Annotated in this window: 21 protein-coding genes; 12 read left to right on the top strand and 9 right to left on the bottom strand. The window is 69.1% G+C overall.

Translation table 11 applies throughout. From position 1 onward, the window contains the following. Positions 1-8: 8 nt before the first annotated feature. Positions 9-1,493, bottom strand: a complete 1,485-nt coding sequence (locus FHX73_RS03460; RefSeq protein WP_145903214.1) for a serine/threonine-protein kinase — start codon at positions 1,491-1,493, stop codon at positions 9-11. A 149-nt stretch (positions 1,494-1,642) separates the two neighbouring features. After that, on the bottom strand, positions 1,643-2,476 hold the full coding sequence (locus tag FHX73_RS03455) for a helix-turn-helix transcriptional regulator (RefSeq protein ID WP_145903213.1): 834 nt from the start codon (positions 2,474-2,476) through the stop codon (positions 1,643-1,645). Between the two features lie 117 nt (positions 2,477-2,593). On the opposite strand from FHX73_RS03455, the gene FHX73_RS03450 reads away from it, so the two are divergent. From FHX73_RS03450 to FHX73_RS03440, 3 genes are all read left to right on the top strand, one after another. Beyond that, positions 2,594-3,658, top strand: a complete 1,065-nt coding sequence (locus FHX73_RS03450; RefSeq protein WP_145903212.1) for an aldo/keto reductase — start codon at positions 2,594-2,596, stop codon at positions 3,656-3,658. Between the two features lie 214 nt (positions 3,659-3,872). After that, positions 3,873-4,385, top strand: a complete 513-nt coding sequence (locus FHX73_RS03445) for a SigE family RNA polymerase sigma factor (protein WP_145903211.1) — start codon at positions 3,873-3,875, stop codon at positions 4,383-4,385. 42 nt (positions 4,386-4,427) lie between these two features. After that, positions 4,428-5,318: a hypothetical protein gene (locus FHX73_RS03440; protein ID WP_145903210.1), complete on the top strand. Its 891-nt coding sequence runs from the start codon at positions 4,428-4,430 to the stop codon at positions 5,316-5,318. 206 nt (positions 5,319-5,524) lie between these two features. On the opposite strand, the gene FHX73_RS03435 is transcribed toward FHX73_RS03440, so the two are convergent. The 3 genes from FHX73_RS03435 to FHX73_RS03425 form a co-directional block, all read right to left on the bottom strand. Further along, positions 5,525-6,367 carry a hypothetical protein gene (locus FHX73_RS03435; protein ID WP_145903209.1) on the bottom strand — a complete coding sequence of 281 codons (843 nt, stop codon included), beginning with the start codon at positions 6,365-6,367 and terminating at the stop codon, positions 5,525-5,527. Positions 6,368-6,605: 238 nt separating this feature from the next. Then, positions 6,606-6,791, bottom strand: coding sequence for a hypothetical protein (locus tag FHX73_RS03430; RefSeq protein WP_145903208.1), 186 nt, complete (start codon positions 6,789-6,791; stop codon positions 6,606-6,608). 102 nt (positions 6,792-6,893) lie between these two features. Beyond that, a complete protein-coding gene (locus tag FHX73_RS03425; RefSeq protein WP_145903207.1) occupies positions 6,894-7,415 on the bottom strand; it encodes a DUF6879 family protein in 522 nt (173 codons plus the stop codon). 272 nt (positions 7,416-7,687) lie between these two features. Here FHX73_RS03425 and FHX73_RS03420 point away from each other — a divergent pair, with 272 nt between their 5' ends. The 4 genes from FHX73_RS03420 (at position 7,688) to FHX73_RS03405 (ending at position 10,426) form a co-directional block, all read left to right on the top strand. Further along, positions 7,688-7,999, top strand: a complete 312-nt coding sequence (locus tag FHX73_RS03420) for a hypothetical protein (protein WP_170304823.1) — start codon at positions 7,688-7,690, stop codon at positions 7,997-7,999. Continuing rightward, positions 7,923-8,453, top strand: a complete 531-nt coding sequence (locus FHX73_RS03415) for a DUF6879 family protein (protein ID WP_145903205.1) — start codon at positions 7,923-7,925, stop codon at positions 8,451-8,453. The genes FHX73_RS03420 and FHX73_RS03415 overlap by 77 nt, the downstream gene beginning before the upstream one ends. Positions 8,454-8,483: 30 nt before the next feature. Continuing rightward, positions 8,484-9,332: a helix-turn-helix domain-containing protein gene (locus FHX73_RS03410; protein WP_145903204.1), complete on the top strand. Its 849-nt coding sequence runs from the start codon at positions 8,484-8,486 to the stop codon at positions 9,330-9,332. Between the two features lie 527 nt (positions 9,333-9,859). Beyond that, positions 9,860-10,426, top strand: coding sequence for a hypothetical protein (locus FHX73_RS03405; RefSeq protein ID WP_145903203.1), 567 nt, complete (start codon positions 9,860-9,862; stop codon positions 10,424-10,426). 73 nt (positions 10,427-10,499) lie between these two features. On the opposite strand, the gene FHX73_RS03400 is transcribed toward FHX73_RS03405, so the two are convergent. From FHX73_RS03400 to FHX73_RS03390, 3 genes are read right to left on the bottom strand one after another with little or no spacing between them, the layout of a single operon-like run. After that, on the bottom strand, positions 10,500-10,703 hold the full coding sequence (locus tag FHX73_RS03400) for a DUF397 domain-containing protein (protein WP_145903202.1): 204 nt from the start codon (positions 10,701-10,703) through the stop codon (positions 10,500-10,502). A 25-nt stretch (positions 10,704-10,728) separates the two neighbouring features. After that, positions 10,729-10,932 carry a DUF397 domain-containing protein gene (locus FHX73_RS03395; protein WP_145903201.1) on the bottom strand — a complete coding sequence of 68 codons (204 nt, stop codon included), beginning with the start codon at positions 10,930-10,932 and terminating at the stop codon, positions 10,729-10,731. Then, entirely contained in the window at positions 10,925-11,791 is an 867-nt protein-coding gene (locus FHX73_RS03390; protein WP_145903200.1) for a helix-turn-helix domain-containing protein, read from the bottom strand. Before FHX73_RS03390 ends, FHX73_RS03395 begins: the two co-directional genes overlap by 8 nt. 289 nt (positions 11,792-12,080) lie before the next feature. On the opposite strand from FHX73_RS03390, the gene FHX73_RS03385 reads away from it, so the two are divergent. From FHX73_RS03385 to FHX73_RS03375, 3 genes are read left to right on the top strand one after another with little or no spacing between them, the layout of a single operon-like run. Next, on the top strand, positions 12,081-12,467 hold the full coding sequence (locus FHX73_RS03385) for an ATP-binding protein (protein WP_145903199.1): 387 nt from the start codon (positions 12,081-12,083) through the stop codon (positions 12,465-12,467). Continuing rightward, complete coding sequence (locus FHX73_RS03380; protein ID WP_145903198.1) at positions 12,464-12,700, top strand: hypothetical protein; 237 nt, start codon at positions 12,464-12,466, stop codon at positions 12,698-12,700. The genes FHX73_RS03385 and FHX73_RS03380 overlap by 4 nt, the downstream gene beginning before the upstream one ends. After that, positions 12,688-12,921, top strand: a complete 234-nt coding sequence (locus FHX73_RS03375; protein ID WP_145903197.1) for a hypothetical protein — start codon at positions 12,688-12,690, stop codon at positions 12,919-12,921. The genes FHX73_RS03380 and FHX73_RS03375 overlap by 13 nt, the downstream gene beginning before the upstream one ends. Before the next feature lie 102 nt (positions 12,922-13,023). Here FHX73_RS03375 and FHX73_RS03370 read toward each other — a convergent pair whose 3' ends face one another. Next, positions 13,024-13,959 carry a MerR family transcriptional regulator gene (locus FHX73_RS03370; protein WP_145903196.1) on the bottom strand — a complete coding sequence of 312 codons (936 nt, stop codon included), beginning with the start codon at positions 13,957-13,959 and terminating at the stop codon, positions 13,024-13,026. A 229-nt stretch (positions 13,960-14,188) separates the two neighbouring features. Here FHX73_RS03370 and FHX73_RS03365 point away from each other — a divergent pair, with 229 nt between their 5' ends. Continuing rightward, complete coding sequence (locus FHX73_RS03365) at positions 14,189-14,692, top strand: hypothetical protein (protein ID WP_145903195.1); 504 nt, start codon at positions 14,189-14,191, stop codon at positions 14,690-14,692. A 153-nt stretch (positions 14,693-14,845) separates the two neighbouring features. Then, positions 14,846-16,732, top strand: a complete 1,887-nt coding sequence (locus FHX73_RS03360; RefSeq protein ID WP_211786125.1) for an alpha-keto acid decarboxylase family protein — start codon at positions 14,846-14,848, stop codon at positions 16,730-16,732. Positions 16,733-17,111: the final 379 nt, after the last annotated feature.

Raw genomic sequence — 17,111 nt, 5'->3', positions numbered from 1 at the left:
CTCCGGACTCAGGCGCTCCCACGGGCCTGCCTGCGGTGGCGGACGCGCTGCACCAGTGCCCACACGCCCGCCGCGGCGAGCAGGGCGGTGGTCGCGAGGAGCAGGTAGAAGCCGTACTGCAGGCTCACGTCGTCGAGGCAGCGGCGCAGCTGGGCTTGTTCCAGGGGAGTGGTGGGCTGGATGTCCTCGGTGCAGGAGTCGGCGTACTGGCTGGTCGCCATGAAGCCCATGACGGCCCACCAGGTGGTGGCGAGCAGGCCGACGGGGATCGCGGCCCAGCAGAGGCGGGTGCCCAGCCGGGAGCGCTGCGGCCAGGCGGTGACGAGGGCCAGCACGGTGACGAGGACGACGGCGATGGCGGGCGGCCAGATGAAGGGGGCGTCGGCCCAGGACGGCCTGCCGAGGACCAGGTCCCAGGCCGTGACGGCCGGGAAGTGGGCGCTGGCCCGACCGGTGCGGCCCCAGAGCGGCAGCGCGAGCGAGCCGCACCAGAGCAGGCCGGCCGCCACGAGGGCGAAGCGCGGGCCGCGGTGGGTCGGGGTCGACGATGCGTCAACCACCGGGGCGGTGACGGCTGGGACGAAGGGGGCCGGGGGGAACAGCGGCATCGGGGGTGCGGCGGTCGGGGGCTCCAGCAGGAAGTCCCCCATCGGCTGCGGGCGCGGCGGCGCTGCCGAGACGGTGGTGGGCGTCGGCGCCGTGCCGCGCAGCAGGGCCTGCAGTTCCGCCGCCGACGCAGGGCGGGCCGCCGGGTCCTTGGCGAGCAGGCGGAGCACCATCGCGTCGAGCTCGGCGGGGAGGTCGCCGCGCCGCAGGCCCGGGGCGTCGGGGGCGCGGTGCAGGTGGGCGGTCATCATGGCCAGCGGGTCGCCGTCCTGGAACGGCGGTGTGCCGGTGAGGAGTTCGTACAGCACGCAGCCGAGCGCGTACAGGTCCGACCGGGCGTCGCCGGGGGCGCCGGCGAAGCGCTCGGGGGCCATGTAGGCGAGGGTGCCCATGACCTGGCTGGACTGGTGGGTGGCGGCCATGTACCGGGCGATGCCGAAGTCCAGCACCTTGACGTCGCCACCGGTGGTGAGCATCAGGTTGGCGGGCTTGAGGTCCCGGTGGACCACGCCCGCCTGGTGCGCGGCGGCGAGCGCGGCGGCGGCCTGGGCGACCAGGTCCAGCGCGGTCGGCACCGGGGGCGGGCCGTAGGTGCGCAGCTGGGTGGCCAGGTTGCTGCCCTGGACCAGCTCCATCACCAGGAACAACGTGCCGTCGGCCGGATCCTGCCCGATGTCGTGCACGGTGACCACGCCCCGGTGGTTCAGCGCGCCCGCCGTCCGGGCCTCTCGGAAGAACAGCTCCACGGCGTCCGGGCTGTTCTGCTGCGGCAGCAGCTTGACCGCGACCGGCCGACCGATGACGGTGTCCCGTCCCTCCCACACCTCACCCATGCCACCCCGGCCGATGAACTCCACCAGCTCGTAGCGCCCCGCAAGAACCCGCACCCGTTCGCCCCTCCCCGTGACGTCCACGGGACCGACCGGCCCCGCCCCCTATGCGTGACCATTCAATCGCACCGGCCTGTCCGGTCCGGTACGCAGTCACTCAGTCGTCGGCGGCGACCAGGAGGGTGAGGACGCCCGAGGGTTCGACGTCAGCGTGAGTACAACCGGTTCAATGCCGACCGGCTCTCATCGTCCGCGGCGCGGCAGATCATCAACCGCTGGTCCGGGTCTTGGAGTGGCATGAGTACTTCGAAGTCCACGGCGATCACACCTGCGTCCGGGTGCCGCAGCACCTTGTGTCCGCGGCCGTTGACCTTCACGTCCCGCTCGGCCCACAATCGCGCGAACTCCTCGTTACGATCGGTGATTTCGGTGATGAGGTCGGTCAACGCCCGATCCTCCGGGTGCGCGGCCCACGCTGCGCGCAGGTGGGCGACTCCCTCCCGCACGACGCGTTCGCGGTCGACGTAGAACTCGCGTATGTCCGGGTGCACCAGGCACAGCCACATGGCATTGCGTTGCGACGGCGGCAGGGTGTCGAAATCCAGCAGCAGCCTCGCCATTTCGCCGTTCCAGGCCAGGATGTCGTAGCGGTGGTTCATCAGCATGGCCGGCAGCGGCGACAGGTCGGCGACCAGCCGGGCCAGCGGGGGTGCTGCAGCGGTGGCGGGCTCGTCGGCGTTGCGGGGGCGCTGCCGGGCCAGGTCGAAGAGGTAGGCGCGTTCGTCGGGGGCCAGGCGCAGCGCCCGGGCCAACGCCTCCACCACGTTCGCCGAGGGCCGCAGTCCCCGGGCCTGCTCCAGCCGCACGATGTAGTCGATGCTGACCCCGGCCAGTTCGGCGACCTCTTCACGACGCAGTCCCGGGGTCCGCCGGGCCTGCTGACGCGACGGCAGGTCGAAGTCCTCCGGGTCCAGGCGCTCGCGCCGGGTCCGCAGGAACGCGGCCAGCTCCTTCGTCGTGTCCACGGTGCGGGTCGTCACGTTCGATCAAACAGTCAGGGTAGGACTGGTGTTCCCAGGAACTTCTCTCCCTTATCCCCGGCTCGCGGCGGTCACAGACTCGTGCTCGACAACGGATGACGAGCACAGGAGGACACGATGTCGCTCACCCTCGACACCTACCGGCTGCTGGGCCGCTCCGGGCTGCGGGTCTCACCGCTGGCGCTGGGCGCGGCGACCTTCGGCACCGAGTGGGGCTGGGGCGCCGAGCAGGACGAGGCGCGCAAGCTGCTCGACCGCTACGTCGAGCGCGGCGGCAACTTCGTCGACACCGCACCCACCTACACCAACGGCAGCTCCGAGCGCCTGCTGGGTGAATTCACCCGTGACAACCGCGAAAGCCTGGTGCTGGCAACGAAATACACCACGCTGCGCCGGCCCGGCGACCCGAACTCCGGGGGCCCGCACCGCAAGAGCCTGTTCGCGTCGGTGGAATCCAGTCTGCGACAGTTGAACACGGATTACCTCGATCTGCTCTACCTGCACGTGTGGGACTTCACGACACCGGTCGAGGAGATCCTGCGCGGCATGGACGACCTGGTCCGGCAGGGCAAGGTCTTGTACGTGGCGATCTCCAACGCCCCGGCCTGGCAGGTGTCGCGCATGCAGGCGATCGCCGACCTGCGCGGCTGGTCGCCGCTGGTCGCCCTGCAGATCGAGTACAACCTGATCGAGCGTGCCGGGGAACGCGACCTGATCCCGATGGCACGCGAGATGGGGTTGGGCGTGGTGCCGTACTCGCCGCTCGCCGGCGGGGTGCTCACCGGCAAGTACAGCCGCGACGACCTGAGCACGACGAACACCGCGGTCGACGACGGCACCCGCAAGAACTTCAACATCGCCAACGGCGGGCTCACCGAACACAACTTGGACGTCGCCGATGTCGTGAAGGAGGTCGCCGCGGAGCTGGGCCGCACAACCGCCCAGGTCGGGCTGGCCTGGACCCTGCAGAACCCGGACGTGACGACATCGCTCATCGGCGCCCGCACCCTCGCGCAACTGGAGGACAACCTGGGCGCCCTGGAGGTCGACTTCACGCCGGACCAACTGGCCCGCCTCGACGAGGCCGGCGCGATCGAACTCGGCTTCCCGCACGACCTCCTCGCCAGCGACCGGATGCGCACGGTGACCCACGGCGACCTGTCGGTCGAAACCCGCCGCTGATACCCGATCGAGCCCCGAGACAGCGCCGACCGGCCGAGCGGCCGACTGGCCGAGCGGGATAGCCTTCCGGCCGACCGGCCCGGGCCCCAACCGCTCCGGACGCCGCGAAGTCGCGAAGTCGCGAAGTCGCGAAATTGCCAAGTTGTCCGCAACGCACCAGCGGCTCGAAGCGTGTAACACCGCGTCCGATCATCCGACGTCCAGGGGAGCCGCCATGCCCGAGGGACTCGCTTTCGACGAGTTCGCCTCCAGCCGCGCCCAACGCTTGTTCCAGACCGCCTACCTGATGTGCGGGGACTACCACCAGGCGCAAGACCTGGTGCAGACCGCACTGTCCCGGCTCTACCCGGTCTGGGGGCGGCTGACCAGGCGTGAAGACCTGGTCAGCCTGGACGCTTACGCCCGCAAGGTGCTGCTGAACTGCTACATCTCCCACCGGCGGTTGCGCCGCTCCGGCGAGGTGGCCGTCGCCGACCTGCCCGACCGGCCCGGGCCCGGCGAGGACCGGGGCGCGGCGCTGCGCATCACGCTGCTGGACGCGCTGAGCCGGCTGCCGCCCCGCAACCGGGCCGCGGTGGTCCTGCGCTACCTGGAGGACTACAGCCTCGAAGAGGTCGCGGATGCCATGGACACCACGGTGAGCGCGGTCAAGAGCCTCAGCTTCCGTTCGCTGACCACGCTCCGGCAGATCCTCGGGCCCGAGCGGGCCGCATTGCTGCAGGACTGATCGGCCCTGTTCGGTTCGTTCCGTTACGAAAGGCTTTCCCAGATGGACCTGGACGAGGAACTCGCCCGCGCCTTCCGCGCCGGCGTCGCGGACCTGACCGCCCCGGTGGCCGAGATCGCCGCTGAGAGCGGCCGACTGGGCCGGCGCAGGCAGCGGCTGCGCCGACTGCGGGCCGGCGGCGCGGTGCTTGCCGTCGCCGCACTGGGCCTCGGGGCGCTCCTCACCGTCGGCCCGCACGACGGCCGGCAACAGGCGGTCGTGAGCTCCACGCCCGTCACGACGGCGGCCACTGCGTCCGCGCAGGCGTCCACGGAGCCGGCCGACACACCGCTGACCCCGGAGGCCATGGTCAAACTGCTGGCCGACCAGCTGCCGCCGGGCGGACGGTTCGTCAAGTACCAGGACACGTCCTCGACCACCGGCCCCTTCCCCGAGGTGGGGACGTTCCTGTCCTACGACGACGGACACGGTGTCTCGGAGATCCAGCTCGTCTTCCGCAAGAAGTCCGAGCCCTTCCCGTCCGCCGGCCGCACCCCGGGCATCCAGGACGGGATGCCCGGCTGTGACCTCCAGCCCCAGCGCCCCAGCGGCCCCCCGCCCGGACCGATCAGCTGCCACGCGGGGTACCTCGCGGACGGCAGCTGGGCGGTGGTCACCGCCACCGACGCCGTCGTGCCAGGGGGGCTGTACGGCTACCAGGTGAGCCTCTGGCAGCCCACCGGGTACCTGCTGGTCTTCAGCGAGTACAGCGGAACGATCAACGCGTACGGCCACAAGGAGGCGACCACCCGGCAGCAACCGCCCGTCCCGCTGGACCGCTGGCAGGCCATCGCCGACAGCCCCGAGTGGCAGCCGAAGGTCCCCCGGTCGGTCGCCGACGCGGGGGCCCGCCTGGTCGCCCCGGTTTCGCACGCCCCTTTCCCCGAGGGCTGATGACCGAGCAGATCGCGGTCGCTCGGGGTGGGGAGCGAAGGGCCGCGTGAGGGTGTGGGACGGATTCCCGGGAGCGGGAGGACGAGGCGATCGAGGTGACGGCCGACTGGCTGATTGCGCGCTCCAGGAGCGGACAGTGACGCGCAGCTTCTACGGGCCAGTCGTGTTGTCGGACTCCGTGCGGCTCGGAGAGTCGCGAGAGCTGTCTACTCGACCGAGTCGAGCAGTAGGGCTGCCCGTTCTCGCAGCGGCGTTGCGAGGTCGAGGTGGTCCCCGCGCTCGGCGCTCTGGAGCAGCATGGTGATGACGGCCAGTTCGGAGAAGCGGCCGTCAGGGGTTTCCAGGATGTGGCCGAGGTGGTGCCTCACCTGTGCGGCGGCTTCCGGGACGAGGAGTGAGTAGCTGTGGAGCATGGCGGCGTCGAAGCCGGCCGGTGCCGTGCCCCAGCCCTCCCAGTCGAGGAGCATCAGGTGAGGGGCCGTCAGATTGGCCCAGTGCAAGTCGCCGTGGGCCGTGCTCCAGGCCGGGACCGTCGTGTCGACGGGCGCACCGAGGTACTTCGGCATCGCCCGGTCCAGGTATTCCTGCCGCACGGCCACCCGGCCGGTCCGCACCCCGGCGAGTGCAGCGAGCGCTGTGCTCAGCCCGTGCCACCACCCGTCACCGAGCTCGGGCACCTCACGGAGCACCGGTCCGTCCACCGTGACGGTGCGGACCCGGACCGGGTCGTAGAGCTCGGCCAGGTAGCCGTGCGCGCCGTCCGTCCAGGTCAGCCTGCGCCGCAGTCGCGGTCGCGGCACGTCCTGCGGCATCGCCAGCTCCGCAGCCATGGGGCCCTCCCAGAGCTTGCCTTCCGCCTTCTCAGCCGGCGCGCAGACCAACCGCAACCAGCTGTCCCCGACCGGACCGCTGACCATCCGACCCAATGTCCGCCCGCGCCAGCCCCACGATTCACCGCCACCGACCACCTGTGCGTCGAGCTGCGCGGCCGCCTCGGCGTGGGCCCGGCGCATCCGGTGGGCCACCTCACGCTCAGGTACCGAGTACATCAACGACCCTCCGCAGTACGGTGTCGGACACCGGCGGTTGACCGATCACGGCCATGGCATCCGAACGCAAAATTGAATGACCGTCAGGTTGTCTCGTGGACCATCGGCTTCGGCCACCCAGGCAATGGCGGACATGCCTCTCCTTCCGGCGGTGCCGCGCAGTGTGGGCAAGCGGTAGCAGCGACGGTAGGGAAGGCGGGTCAACTGCTCCAAGGAACTTGCGGGTTGTTGCGGGGATTCACCCGAGAGCGGCTATCGCCGCAGTGACCAGCGCGCGAGCAGTGCTGTCGTAGACGGCGAGTTCCCGCAGCTCGGCAAAGGTGGCAGGGTACTTGCGCAGTTCGGTGGGAGTGGTGACCTGGACCCGCGCGGTGACCAGCTCGACCTTTACCAGCCGGTCATCAAGGACGTGGAAGGTCTCCACCGGTCACAGAGTGCGCCGCGCCGCGAAGGGGATGATCCCCAGACCCACCCTGGACGAGGGGGAGAGGGACATCGCGGGCTGTCTGCCTGGTGCTGGTAGGGGTCAGACCGTGTACTGGTCGTGCGGGGTGGCCCTGCGCCAGACGGCCTCGAAGGCGGCGACGCAGAGTTCGGCCACCGCGGGTTCCTCGGTGACGTCGTGCCCGGCCCAGTCCCCGTCACCGGTGAAGTGGTGGAACTGGACGAGCCGGCCGTCGATCAGCCAGAAGTCGTTCCCCGGCAGCGCGATGTCGGACGCATGGCGGCGCGGGAGCCAGTGCACCTGTTCCCCTGCGCCGACGATGACGCCGGTGCTCGCGTGCAGGAAGCGTCCGTAGTCGGTGACCGGTTCGGAGACGATCCTGGCCCGGCGCATGACCACTCCTCGGGCGACGGTCTCCCGGACCAGCGGTACCCAGGCCGCCCATCCCTCGGATTCGGGGTCGTCGTCGAAGGCGCCGCTGCGCTTGAACTCCTCGAACTCCTCGGCCTCGTCGGAGACCCCGTAGCTATCCCTCAGCTCCAGGTGCACCGCCGTCTCCTGCGCGCTCTGCAGGAGGCTCCAGAAGTCCGGCACGTTCTGCATCGTCGAGCGCCTTCCTGATGATCGCTGCCATGCGTAGCGGGGGGATGCGGGTGGTGTTCCGGGCTTGAGCCCTGCAACAGCAGCTCTCGCTGCTCCTCGTCGAACGGCGAGCCGCAGGCTGGTCTCGGATCAGATCGCTTGGACCACAGAGTCCTTGCGCTCATCGTGACTCCAACTTCGGCGATTCCCTGACAGAAAGTATCCACCTGGCCCACGATGGGTTACGCATGGGCCGGTAAGATCCCGCAAGTCGCGTGACAGGAGGAGCAGTCATGGGCCTGGAGTTCATCGGCATCGACCCTGAGACGAACGAGGAAGGTTCGCCCACGGTGTGGGCGAACGTGGCTCAGCGTCGGATCCTCATCCAGAGCGACACCGTCATCGGGGAGGAGCTCGTGGAGATCAACGAGACCGAGTGGGTCACCGGTCACAAGATCGGTGTCCCTGCTCACGAGTCCGTGATCAGCATTCCCGAGCGCATGATCCCCTTCATCAGGAAGGCTTGCGATGCCATCGAACGTGCCGGACTTCAGGACCCTGCTACGGGAGACGAAGAAGTCGGCCGTGCACCTGGAGATGCGTGACCAGTACAGCGTCGCCGACGAGGCAGACCAGTTCGCCGCGTGGCAGGCCGGGCACCGGTACACGCTGGAGAGCCGGGCCGAGTGGTGGCACCCGTTCCATGACTTCGTGGTGGAGACGATCGGCCGCGGGGTGACGATCCGGCGCGCGCGGATCGTGTCGGAGCCCGTGACCGAGTACATCCGGTACGAGCACTCCCACACCTTCACCAACATCGCGGCCGGCGAGCAGATTCGCTGGCTTCCTCGAAGTCGGGCATTCGATCTCGCCTTGCCCGGAGCCGACTTCTGGCTGTTCGACAGCCGGATCGTGCGGTTCAACCTGTTCACCGGTGACGGCGAGTGGGCTGACCCCCGGAACGTGCTGACGGAGGAACCGGCCATCGTGGACCTGTGCACGAGGGCGTTCGAGGCAGTCTGGGAACGGGCAACCCCGCACGAGGACTTCAAGGTCTGACCCGGCTACGAACCACCTGGTGGACAGCTCATGCCATCGTCGCCCCTGTCCAGCGTCGGTGCGGCGCGCAAGGCCATCGCCGACCAGTTGGTCGAGATCCGCAAGGACGCGGGGCTCAACGGAGCGGAGCTGTCCTCCCGGTGTGGATGGCATCCGGCCAAGACGTCCCGCATCCAGTCCGGGAAGTCCGCTGCATCGGAAGACGACATAAGGGCCTGGTGCACTGTCTGCGGTGCCGAAGACCGGATTCCCGACCTGATCGCGGCAACTCGTGCCGCTGACTCGATCCACCAGAGGTGGAGGCGCCGCAACAGCTCCGGCATGCGGCTGGCCCAAGAGAAGGTCATCGGTGACTACGAGCGCACGGAACTCTTCCGGATCTACGTTTCGAACGTGCTCCCCGGCTTCTTCCAAACCGCCGAGTACGCGACGGCGCTCATGCGGTCCATCACCGACTTCCAAGGCACTCCGAACGACGTTGCGGCGGCCGTACCGGCCCGCCTGGCGCGGGCACGGCTCATGCACAGCGGAGCTCACCGGTTCGCCGTCCTGATCGAGGAATGGGTGCTGCGGACCAGGATCGGCAGCGTGGAGGGTATGGCCGCCCAACTCGACCATCTGCTCGCCTTGATGTCCCTGCCATCCGTGTCCATTGGGATCATCCCGGCCGGCTGCCCGCGAGCCATTTGGCCACTGGAAGCGTTCTACCTGTTCGATGACCAGCGGGTGGCGGTGGAAACCCTGACAGCGAAGGTCAACGTCCTCCAGCCCAGCGAGATCACGGACTACGTGCGGGCCTTCGCCGGCCTGTCCAAGATGGCCGTGCACGGGGCGAAGGCAAGGGCCCTGATCGGCAGCGCCATCGCGTCTCTGGAGTGATTGGCCCGCAATGAGGCGCAACTTCATTGAGCGCCCGGCGTCAGGACTTCTACGGTCTATCTGAGGGGCTGCCAGCAGCCGGAGCGTGTTGCTGAGAGCACCTCAGTACCGTGCCGGACCGTGGACAGGGCACCCGGTACGGGCCGACCTCCTCCGCCCTTCTGCTGGCAGGCCGTCAGGGTGCGGTGAGCCCAACCCCACCGCACACCCCCGGACACCATCCGGCAGCCGGGCTGTTCCTCGGCAAGGAGTGAGACCAGATGACGACGCCCAGGCCCGCCGACAGGCCCCCGGGCCCGATGCCGCCCGACGGCGACACCACCGCCCCCACCAACGAGTAGGAGACCCGGTCATGACCACTGCCACGATGAAGCACAAGGGTGACGCGAAGCCGCCGCCGAAGCACGCGGGTCAGCCCGCCAAGGAGAACCCGCCCCAGCAGCCGTCCAAGTAGCGAGCGACGGCGAGACCTGTTGGCCCCTACGCGTGGCTCGCGCGGGGGCCAACCCTGTTGGAACGGAACGCCAGTGTCTGAACGATTTGTCATCTCGTGGACCTCGGCCCACTACGCCGACGCGGATTGGACCCAGTTCGCCGATCGCTGGAAGGCGTCCTTCTATACGAAGGTCGACCCGGTGTTCGGCACCGCAGTGATCACCCGTGTGATTCCCGGCGTCACGCCGAATCCGCGCAGGGCGTTCGAGGCGGATCCCGGAGTCCTCGATCGGATCCCCCGTGTCATCTTCGACGAGGAGGGCGGTCTCGTCCCGGCGGTGGCCGAGTTGAGGCCGAGCATGGTGTTGCTGCTGGAGAGCGTGGAAGTCGAGGAAGGGTGGCGTGGTAAGGGGGTGGGCACGGCGTTGGCCATGGAGGCGCTTCGCCGTCTCGCGATCCCCGGCACGCTGGCCGTTTGCTACCCGGCGCCGATCCACCCGCAGCACGGTCCGGGCGAGGTGTGCAGCTACGAGTCCGATGATCCGGAGGTACGGAGGGCGGACGAGGAGGCGGTGGTGAAGCTTCGCCGGGCGTGGGAGCGGCACGGGTTCGAGCTGATCGCGGACGGCGTGTACGGCACGCGGGTGGGGCCCGCGTAGTCGCCCGTTCCGAACGGCGCGGCCCCTCGCTCGGGGGGAGGGGGAGCGAGGGGCCGTCGGGGGTGGGGCGGGGCTAGGCGGTGAAGTCGGCGTGGTGGTCGAACTCGCCGGCTTTGACGCCTTGGAGGAACTTGGCGAACTTGACGGGGGTGGTGCGGACGATGGTGTCGCCGGCGTCGGATTCGCGGAGTTCGACTAGCCCGTCGACCGCGCGTACCTCGACGCAGTCGTTGTTCGCGGCGCTGTAGCTGGACTTCTGCCAGTCGGAGCTACTCATCCTCCGCACTCCTCAACTCGGTGGGTCAGCTGGTGAAGTCAGCGTAGCTATCGAACTCGCCAGCTTTGATGCCGTGGAGGAGCTTGGCGAACTTGGTGGTGGTGGTGCGGATCATGATGCCGCCGTCGTCGGACTCGCGGAGTTCGACTAGGCCGTCAGCTGTGCGCACCTCGACGCACTCTGCATCGCTGTTGCTGTAGCTGGACTTCTGCCACTGTGACTTAGTCATCTCTGCCTTGCATCTCTTTCATGACGGAGCTGATGAAATCTCGTGATGCGCTCTCGGAGAGCGCGGAGGACGAGAGGCGTGCGAGGGCCGCGCGGTAGAGCCCAAGCTGAGCGGGTGAGTCGACGAGGCGGGAACTGTCGACTTGGTCTACCTGAACGGTATCCAACTCCGGCACCGGCCCGGCCATGTAAGCCAGATCCTGACTCGGGATGGGAAAGACCGCCGCATCGAACGGCACGATTCTGATGGAGATCCCCGGATGTTCGGAGTCCTCAAGCAGTGAGGAGAGCTGGTCGAGGAGCACAGGGCGCCCGCCGACATGACTCCGCAGGGCGGCCTCATACATGAACACCGAGCAGGGTGTCGCGCCTGAACGGATCACCTGTTGCCTGCGGAGTCGGAAAGCGGTCCGGTGATCGACTTCCAGTTGAGGGAGAGGAAGAAGCGTCTGCGTGAACAGCGCAGTGGCATATGGCCGAGTCTGGAGGAGTCCAGGAATGAAGGCCAGAGCGAAGCAGGAGAGTGCGGTTGCGTGCTCCTCAAGCTCCGCGATGTCGAGGACCTGGCTGGAGAGGATGCCCTGGTATTCCTCCCACCAACTGCTCTTCCTGCGATCGGTGATGATCTCTGCCAAGGCACTGACCAGGGGTTCGTTGGTGCACATGCATGAGTCGGCGATGCTGTACAAGCGGTCCACGCTGATGCCGCTCTTGGCCGTTTCGATCTGCGTGATCTGCGCTGGAGCGATGCCGAGCAAGCGGGCGAGTTCGCTGCTGCCGAGGCCGGCCTGCTCCCGCATCCGTCGCAACTCGACGCCCAGGCGGCGTTGACGGAGGGTCGGGCTGGGTCGCGGGGCCATGGTGTCCTCTCTGCTGCTACTGGGACCAGTCTGCCGCAGGGGCCAGGCTGGTCGCAGCCACGAAAGAGGGAACTTCTCGCCATTCGCCTAAACCTATAGGTGAACCTGTGCTATCGTCGTTCTCAGGTCGATCCGACGGATCGTCAGTAACGCCTGTCACCAGGGCAGTAGGCGCCTGCTGCCCTCTTCGCTCCGCAGAGCAGCCACACGCGCCTGGCCTGGCTCACGGCGACGCATCCGCCGATCGCACGACCTCACCACACACGTTCCATCCCCATGGAGTTCCGCCATGCGTACCTTCAGCCTGCCCGAACCCCCGCCCGACTGGTCCACCGCCCGCGAGGAGCTGCGCGAGGCCCTCACCTGCGTCGGGTGGCCCGCCGACCTCATCTGCGACGCCGAACTCGCCCTGCACGAGCTCTTCGTCAACGCCTGGAAGCACGGCGGCAGCCCCGCGCCCACCGTGGTCGTCGTGCTCCTCGACCGCACGCTCCGGGTCTCCGTCGCCGACGACAGCCCCCACCTGCCCGACCAGCGCACCGCGTGCTCCGCCGACCCCTACGAGCTCTCCGGACGCGGACTCCACCTCGTCCGCTCCCTCACCCACCGCTTCGGCACCGCCCCGCGCAAGCACGGCGGGAAAGCCGTCTGGTTCGAACAGGACTTCGCCGCATGAACACCCCCATCGCGCCCGACGACCCCACCACCCTCACCCACACCGACGCCCAACTCACCGACCTGATCCGCGAACTCCAGGACCAGGGAGCCAAGTTCGGCCTGCTCTGGGGGTCCGCCCGCACCAACGGCACCGTCAACGGCCACGCCCTCGTCAACTTCGGCAACGCGCCGGTCTCGACGCTCATCAACCTCCTCGCCCTCCTCAAGGAGGCCGACCGATGGGCGTCCTGATCCAACTGCTGACCCCGCACACCGAGCGCACCACCGTCGCCCACCTCGACGTCGAGACCGTCCCCGACGCCGCCCTCCAACTCCGCGCCGCCGTCGACCTCGACATCAACGCCGCCCCGGGCGACCACCTCGCCCTCGCCCTCACCCACCGCCAGGCCGAGGACCTCCTCCACGACCTCGCCAACCACCTCGGCCACCGCCTGCTCGGAGTCCGCCGATGATCGCCCTCGCCTTCGTCTACACCCTTGCGCTCCTCCTCGCCGGTGTCCTCCTCGGTGTCGTCACCACCCTCCGGCTGGCCTGGCCCGGCGAGGAGGAGGCCGTCAACTCGCCCGGGCCCGCAGGGCGGTCGCGAACCAGGTGAAGACGGGGGCCAGGTTCGGCATCGCGGGCCAGCCGTTGATGACGGCCAGCAGGCGCCAGTAGCGCTCCGCGCGCGGATCGCCGGCCACCTCCAGGCGGTTCAGCAGCCAGCGGCGCAGGTCGGCGTCGTCGGGGCGGCCGAAGGTCTCGGCGTAGCGGGCGGTGAGCCCGTCGAGGATCGGGCCCGCGTCGGCGGACTCCGGGGTGATGCCGGCCGCCAGTGCGCTGCCGACGGATTCCCTTACCGCTTCGGTGAGTTCGGCGTGCAGCCCGGTGGTGTCGCCCTGGGCGCGCTCGTCGGCCTGGTACTGCGCCATCCGGCGGATGGCGGCCCGGAAGTCGGGGTCCTGGACGAGTTCGGCGAGTTCGACCCAGGCGTCCACCTGGTCCGGCTCGGGGTCGTCGGGCAGTTCCGGCATGGCGGAGCGCATCAGCTCCAGGAGCTCGGGGTTGGCGTCCAGTCCACCGAACGTCTCGTCGATGAACTCGTGGATGAGGCGCCGGCGTTCGGCGTCGGAGAGCTTGGCGAGCTTGTGCATGAGATCCACTTCTTCCGTGCTGGAGCCCCGCTTGGCCACCGCACGCAACACGGCCCGGCGCAACCGGAGGGTGCGGATCTGCGCCTCCAGCGCGTCGGCGTGTGCGGCCGCGATCTCGGGAACTGTGACCTCGTGGTTCAACACCCGCCGGATCTCGGCGAGTTCGATGCCCAGCTCACGCAGGGTGCGGACCAGGTCGAGCCGTGCGAGTGCGGTGAGGTCGTAGCGCCGGTAGCCGGCGGGGCTGCGGTCCGTGGGCGGCACGATCCCGGTGTCGGAGTAGAACCGGATGGTCTTGACCGTCAGCCCGGTCCGCCGGGCCAGGTCGCCGATCGAGAAGAGCGTGTCGCCGTCCATGTCCCCAACCATCGTGTCTCCCCTCGCTGGAGACTCAAGTCCATTGGCCAAAACGGAGATCGGAACCTCCGTACGACCCCTATCGGTCCCTCAGCGCGTCTGAATATCATCGCAGCGCGCCATGCGGACCTGTTGATTCCGGCAAGGGCCCCACACCCCGGCCGGGGCCGTGGCACGGCCGGATCCGGGTGGCGCGCGCCTCGATCACCCATCGCAGAGGGGGAATCAGATGCACCGTGCCCGGCTCCGCAAGGCCCTCACGCACACCGCCGCCGTCCTCACCGCCGCCACCGCCCTGGTCGTCCTGACCGGATCCGGCGCCTCGGCGGCGGACTACGGCAACCAGGTCCGGTTCACGCTCGCCCAGGCGGACTGGTACCCGGGCGACTACATGGTCAGCATCACGGAGGAGTCCGGGGAGAACGTCGAGCTCCTCCTGCAGACCGACGGCAACCTGGTGATCTACAACTACTACGGCACCCCGATGTGGGCGAGCGGCACCAACGGGAAGGGCGTCACCCACCTCGACTGGTCGCAGTCCGGCTACGCCAAGCTGCTGAACTCCGGCAACGGCGTGGTCTGCACCCTCGGCGCGCTCAAGCCGTCTCCCGGGGGCTTCGCCGACCTCGACGCCACGGGCTCGCTGGACTTCTACGACATCAACTCGAACCTGCGCTGGAGTTCGGGCAACACCGACATCACCCCGAGCACCCTGGACTACTGCTACACCTGACGATCCCTCAGAGTCATCACGGCAGGGAGAGCCCGCGACACGCCCTGAAGGTGTGAACGGGCTCATCCGAGTGGGCGAGAGCACCGATACAACACGAGACTCGCGGACCGCACTGTCGGTCTCCGCCTCTCGTGCTCTCGCCCAGGAGGACCTGTGACAGGTATTCAAGACAACGGCAGCAGCAGTGGCGCTCTCGATCGGCGCACACTGCTGCGCGCCGGAGCGCTGGTCGGCGGCGTGACCACGGCCTCCCTGGTCACGACCACCACCCCGGCGTCGGCAGCATCGACGTCCGCCGCGCCCGGCCGGCCGACCGTCGCGCAGTACGTGGTGCAGCGGCTGGCCGCGCTCGGCATCGAGCACGTCTTCGGTGTGCCGGGCGACTTCGCGTTCGCCTTCGACCAGGCCATCGAGGCCAACAAGCAGGTCACCTGGGTCGGTTCGGCCAACGAGCTGAACGCCGCCTACGCGGCCGACGGCTACGCCCGGGTCCGGGGCGCGGCGATGCTGTGCACCACCTATGCCGTGGGCGAGTTGAGCGCGCTCAACGGCGTCATGGGCTCGTATGCCGAGCGGCTGCCGGTCTTCCACCTGGTCGGCCAGCCGAGCAGCCGACTGCAGCGCGCCCACGCCGTCACCCACCACTCGCTGGGCGACGGCGTGTTCCGCCAGTTCCAGAAGCTCTCGGAGTCCTCGGCCTGCGTGGCGGCCGACCTCACCCCGCAGAACGTCATCGCCGAGCTGGAGCGGGTGATCGCCGAGGCCCTGACGCAGCGTCGGCCCGCCTACCTCACGATGGCGCACGACTACGGTTCGCTCCCGGTCATCGGCACGCCCGTCGCCGGCACGCCGGTGGCCAAGGTGGCGCGCACGCCCAGCGATCCGGCGTCGCTGGACGCCGCCGTCGCGGCCATCGCGCACCGGGTGGCGGCGGCGAAGTCGACGGTCGTGCTGCCCGCCTACACCATCGGCCGCTTCAACCTCCAGCGGCAGCTGACGCAGTTCCTGGACGCTACCGGGCTGGCCTACGCCACCACGCCGATGGACAAGGCCGTGATCTCCGAGACCGACCCGCACTTCCTCGGGACCTACTCCGGGGTGACGTCGAACCCGGGCGTGCAGGCGGCGGTCGAGGGGGCCGAACTGGTGCTCAACCTCGGGGGAGTGGCGTTCGTCGACGTCAACACCGGTATGTGGAGCGACGGGATCGACCCGGACCGGATGGTCACCGTCTGGCCCGACTACGTGCAGGTGGGCAGCAGCACCTTCGCCTCGGTCCAACTCGGCGACGTGCTGGACCGGTTGACCGCGAAGCTGCCCAGGACCGGGACGCCGGGGATCCCTGCCCGAACCCCCGCCCCGCTCACCGGGAACGCCGCCGACCAGGTCTCCTCGGCCACGCTCTACCCGCGACTCGCGCGGTTCTTCCGCAAGGACGACATCGTGGTCGCCGAGACCGGCCTGTGCATGAGCCACCTGCCGGTCATCCCGCTGCCCGACGGCGCGGTCTTCCACAACCAGACGCTGTGGGGCTCGATCGGCTGGGCCACCCCCGCCGCCTTCGGCACCGCCATGGCCGCGCCGACCCGCCGCACCGTGTTGGTCACCGGCGACGGCTCCCACCAGCTCACCGCCAACGAGCTCGGCGCGATGGGCCGTTACGGCGCCAAGCCGGTGATCATCGTGCTCAACAACGGGACGTACGGCATCGAGGAGGTGCTCTCCGCCGTCCAGGGCCACGACTTCGACGCCCTCGCCCCGTGGAACTACAGCGCTCTCCCGGCTGCCCTCGGCTGCACCGGCTGGTACACCGCCAGGGTCTGCACCGTCGGCGAGCTCGACGCCGCCCTGGCCACCGCCTCGCGGCACGACAACGGCTGCTACCTGGAGATCATGCTCGGCCGCGCCGACGTCCCCGCCTCTCTGCCGGCCACCGTGCTGGACCTGATCTACCAGCCCGCCCCGACGAGCCCGGCCCTGCCCGCGATCGCCTCGTGCACGGCGGCGGAGTCGGTCAACGGCAGCGGCGAGGTCGTGTAGCGCTCTGCAGTTCGGGCACGAAACCCACTCATCTGCGGTCGGTCGCCGGGTGGATGTGTGGATGCCCTGATGTGTGAAGGGGATGGCCTGGTGCATGAGAGCACCAGGCCCACATCTGCATGGATCCTCCAACTCGCAGAACGGAGCCCGGTCAGCCCGCTGGTGTTTGCCCGATATTTGCGATCACTTCGAGGCCCCGCCCGCCGACCCGGCGTCTGCGAATTCGGTGACTGTTCACGGGAAATGGGTGGCGGAGACTGCGTGGAAACAAGCGCTGATCGCTTTGGTGAAACGATCTTGACTAGCCAACTCGGCGGCGTGCAAGATCACCGCGGCCCACCGTCGCCCCATGGGCGAACTGGTTTCCCTTTCTCGGAAC

Source organism: Kitasatospora viridis (assembly GCF_007829815.1).
GTDB classification, from domain to species: domain Bacteria; phylum Actinomycetota; class Actinomycetes; order Streptomycetales; family Streptomycetaceae; genus Kitasatospora; species Kitasatospora viridis.
Note: the sequence above shows the minus strand (reverse complement) of the source record. Positions and strands in the feature narration are given on the sequence as shown.

Bases quoted from the DNA above. Each gene is read 5' to 3' on its own strand.
- FHX73_RS03450 (WP_145903212.1), top strand. From the start codon at position 2,594: ATGTCGCTCACCCTCGACACCTACCGGCTGCTGGGCCGCTCCGGGCTG.
- FHX73_RS03445 (WP_145903211.1), top strand. From the start codon at position 3,873: ATGCCCGAGGGACTCGCTTTCGACGAGTTCGCCTCCAGCCGCGCCCAA.
- FHX73_RS03440 (WP_145903210.1), top strand. From the start codon at position 4,428: ATGGACCTGGACGAGGAACTCGCCCGCGCCTTCCGCGCCGGCGTCGCG.
- FHX73_RS03435 (WP_145903209.1), bottom strand. From the start codon at position 6,367: ATGTACTCGGTACCTGAGCGTGAGGTGGCCCACCGGATGCGCCGGGCC.
- FHX73_RS03425 (WP_145903207.1), bottom strand. From the start codon at position 7,415: ATGCAGAACGTGCCGGACTTCTGGAGCCTCCTGCAGAGCGCGCAGGAG.
- FHX73_RS03420 (WP_170304823.1), top strand. From the start codon at position 7,688: ATGGGCCTGGAGTTCATCGGCATCGACCCTGAGACGAACGAGGAAGGT.
- FHX73_RS03415 (WP_145903205.1), top strand. From the start codon at position 7,923: ATGCCATCGAACGTGCCGGACTTCAGGACCCTGCTACGGGAGACGAAG.
- FHX73_RS03410 (WP_145903204.1), top strand. From the start codon at position 8,484: ATGCCATCGTCGCCCCTGTCCAGCGTCGGTGCGGCGCGCAAGGCCATC.
- FHX73_RS03400 (WP_145903202.1), bottom strand. From the start codon at position 10,703: ATGAGTAGCTCCGACTGGCAGAAGTCCAGCTACAGCGCCGCGAACAAC.
- FHX73_RS03395 (WP_145903201.1), bottom strand. From the start codon at position 10,932: ATGACTAAGTCACAGTGGCAGAAGTCCAGCTACAGCAACAGCGATGCA.
- FHX73_RS03390 (WP_145903200.1), bottom strand. From the start codon at position 11,791: ATGGCCCCGCGACCCAGCCCGACCCTCCGTCAACGCCGCCTGGGCGTC.
- FHX73_RS03385 (WP_145903199.1), top strand. From the start codon at position 12,081: ATGCGTACCTTCAGCCTGCCCGAACCCCCGCCCGACTGGTCCACCGCC.
- FHX73_RS03380 (WP_145903198.1), top strand. From the start codon at position 12,464: ATGAACACCCCCATCGCGCCCGACGACCCCACCACCCTCACCCACACC.
- FHX73_RS03375 (WP_145903197.1), top strand. From the start codon at position 12,688: ATGGGCGTCCTGATCCAACTGCTGACCCCGCACACCGAGCGCACCACC.
- FHX73_RS03370 (WP_145903196.1), bottom strand. From the start codon at position 13,959: ATGGACGGCGACACGCTCTTCTCGATCGGCGACCTGGCCCGGCGGACC.
- FHX73_RS03365 (WP_145903195.1), top strand. From the start codon at position 14,189: ATGCACCGTGCCCGGCTCCGCAAGGCCCTCACGCACACCGCCGCCGTC.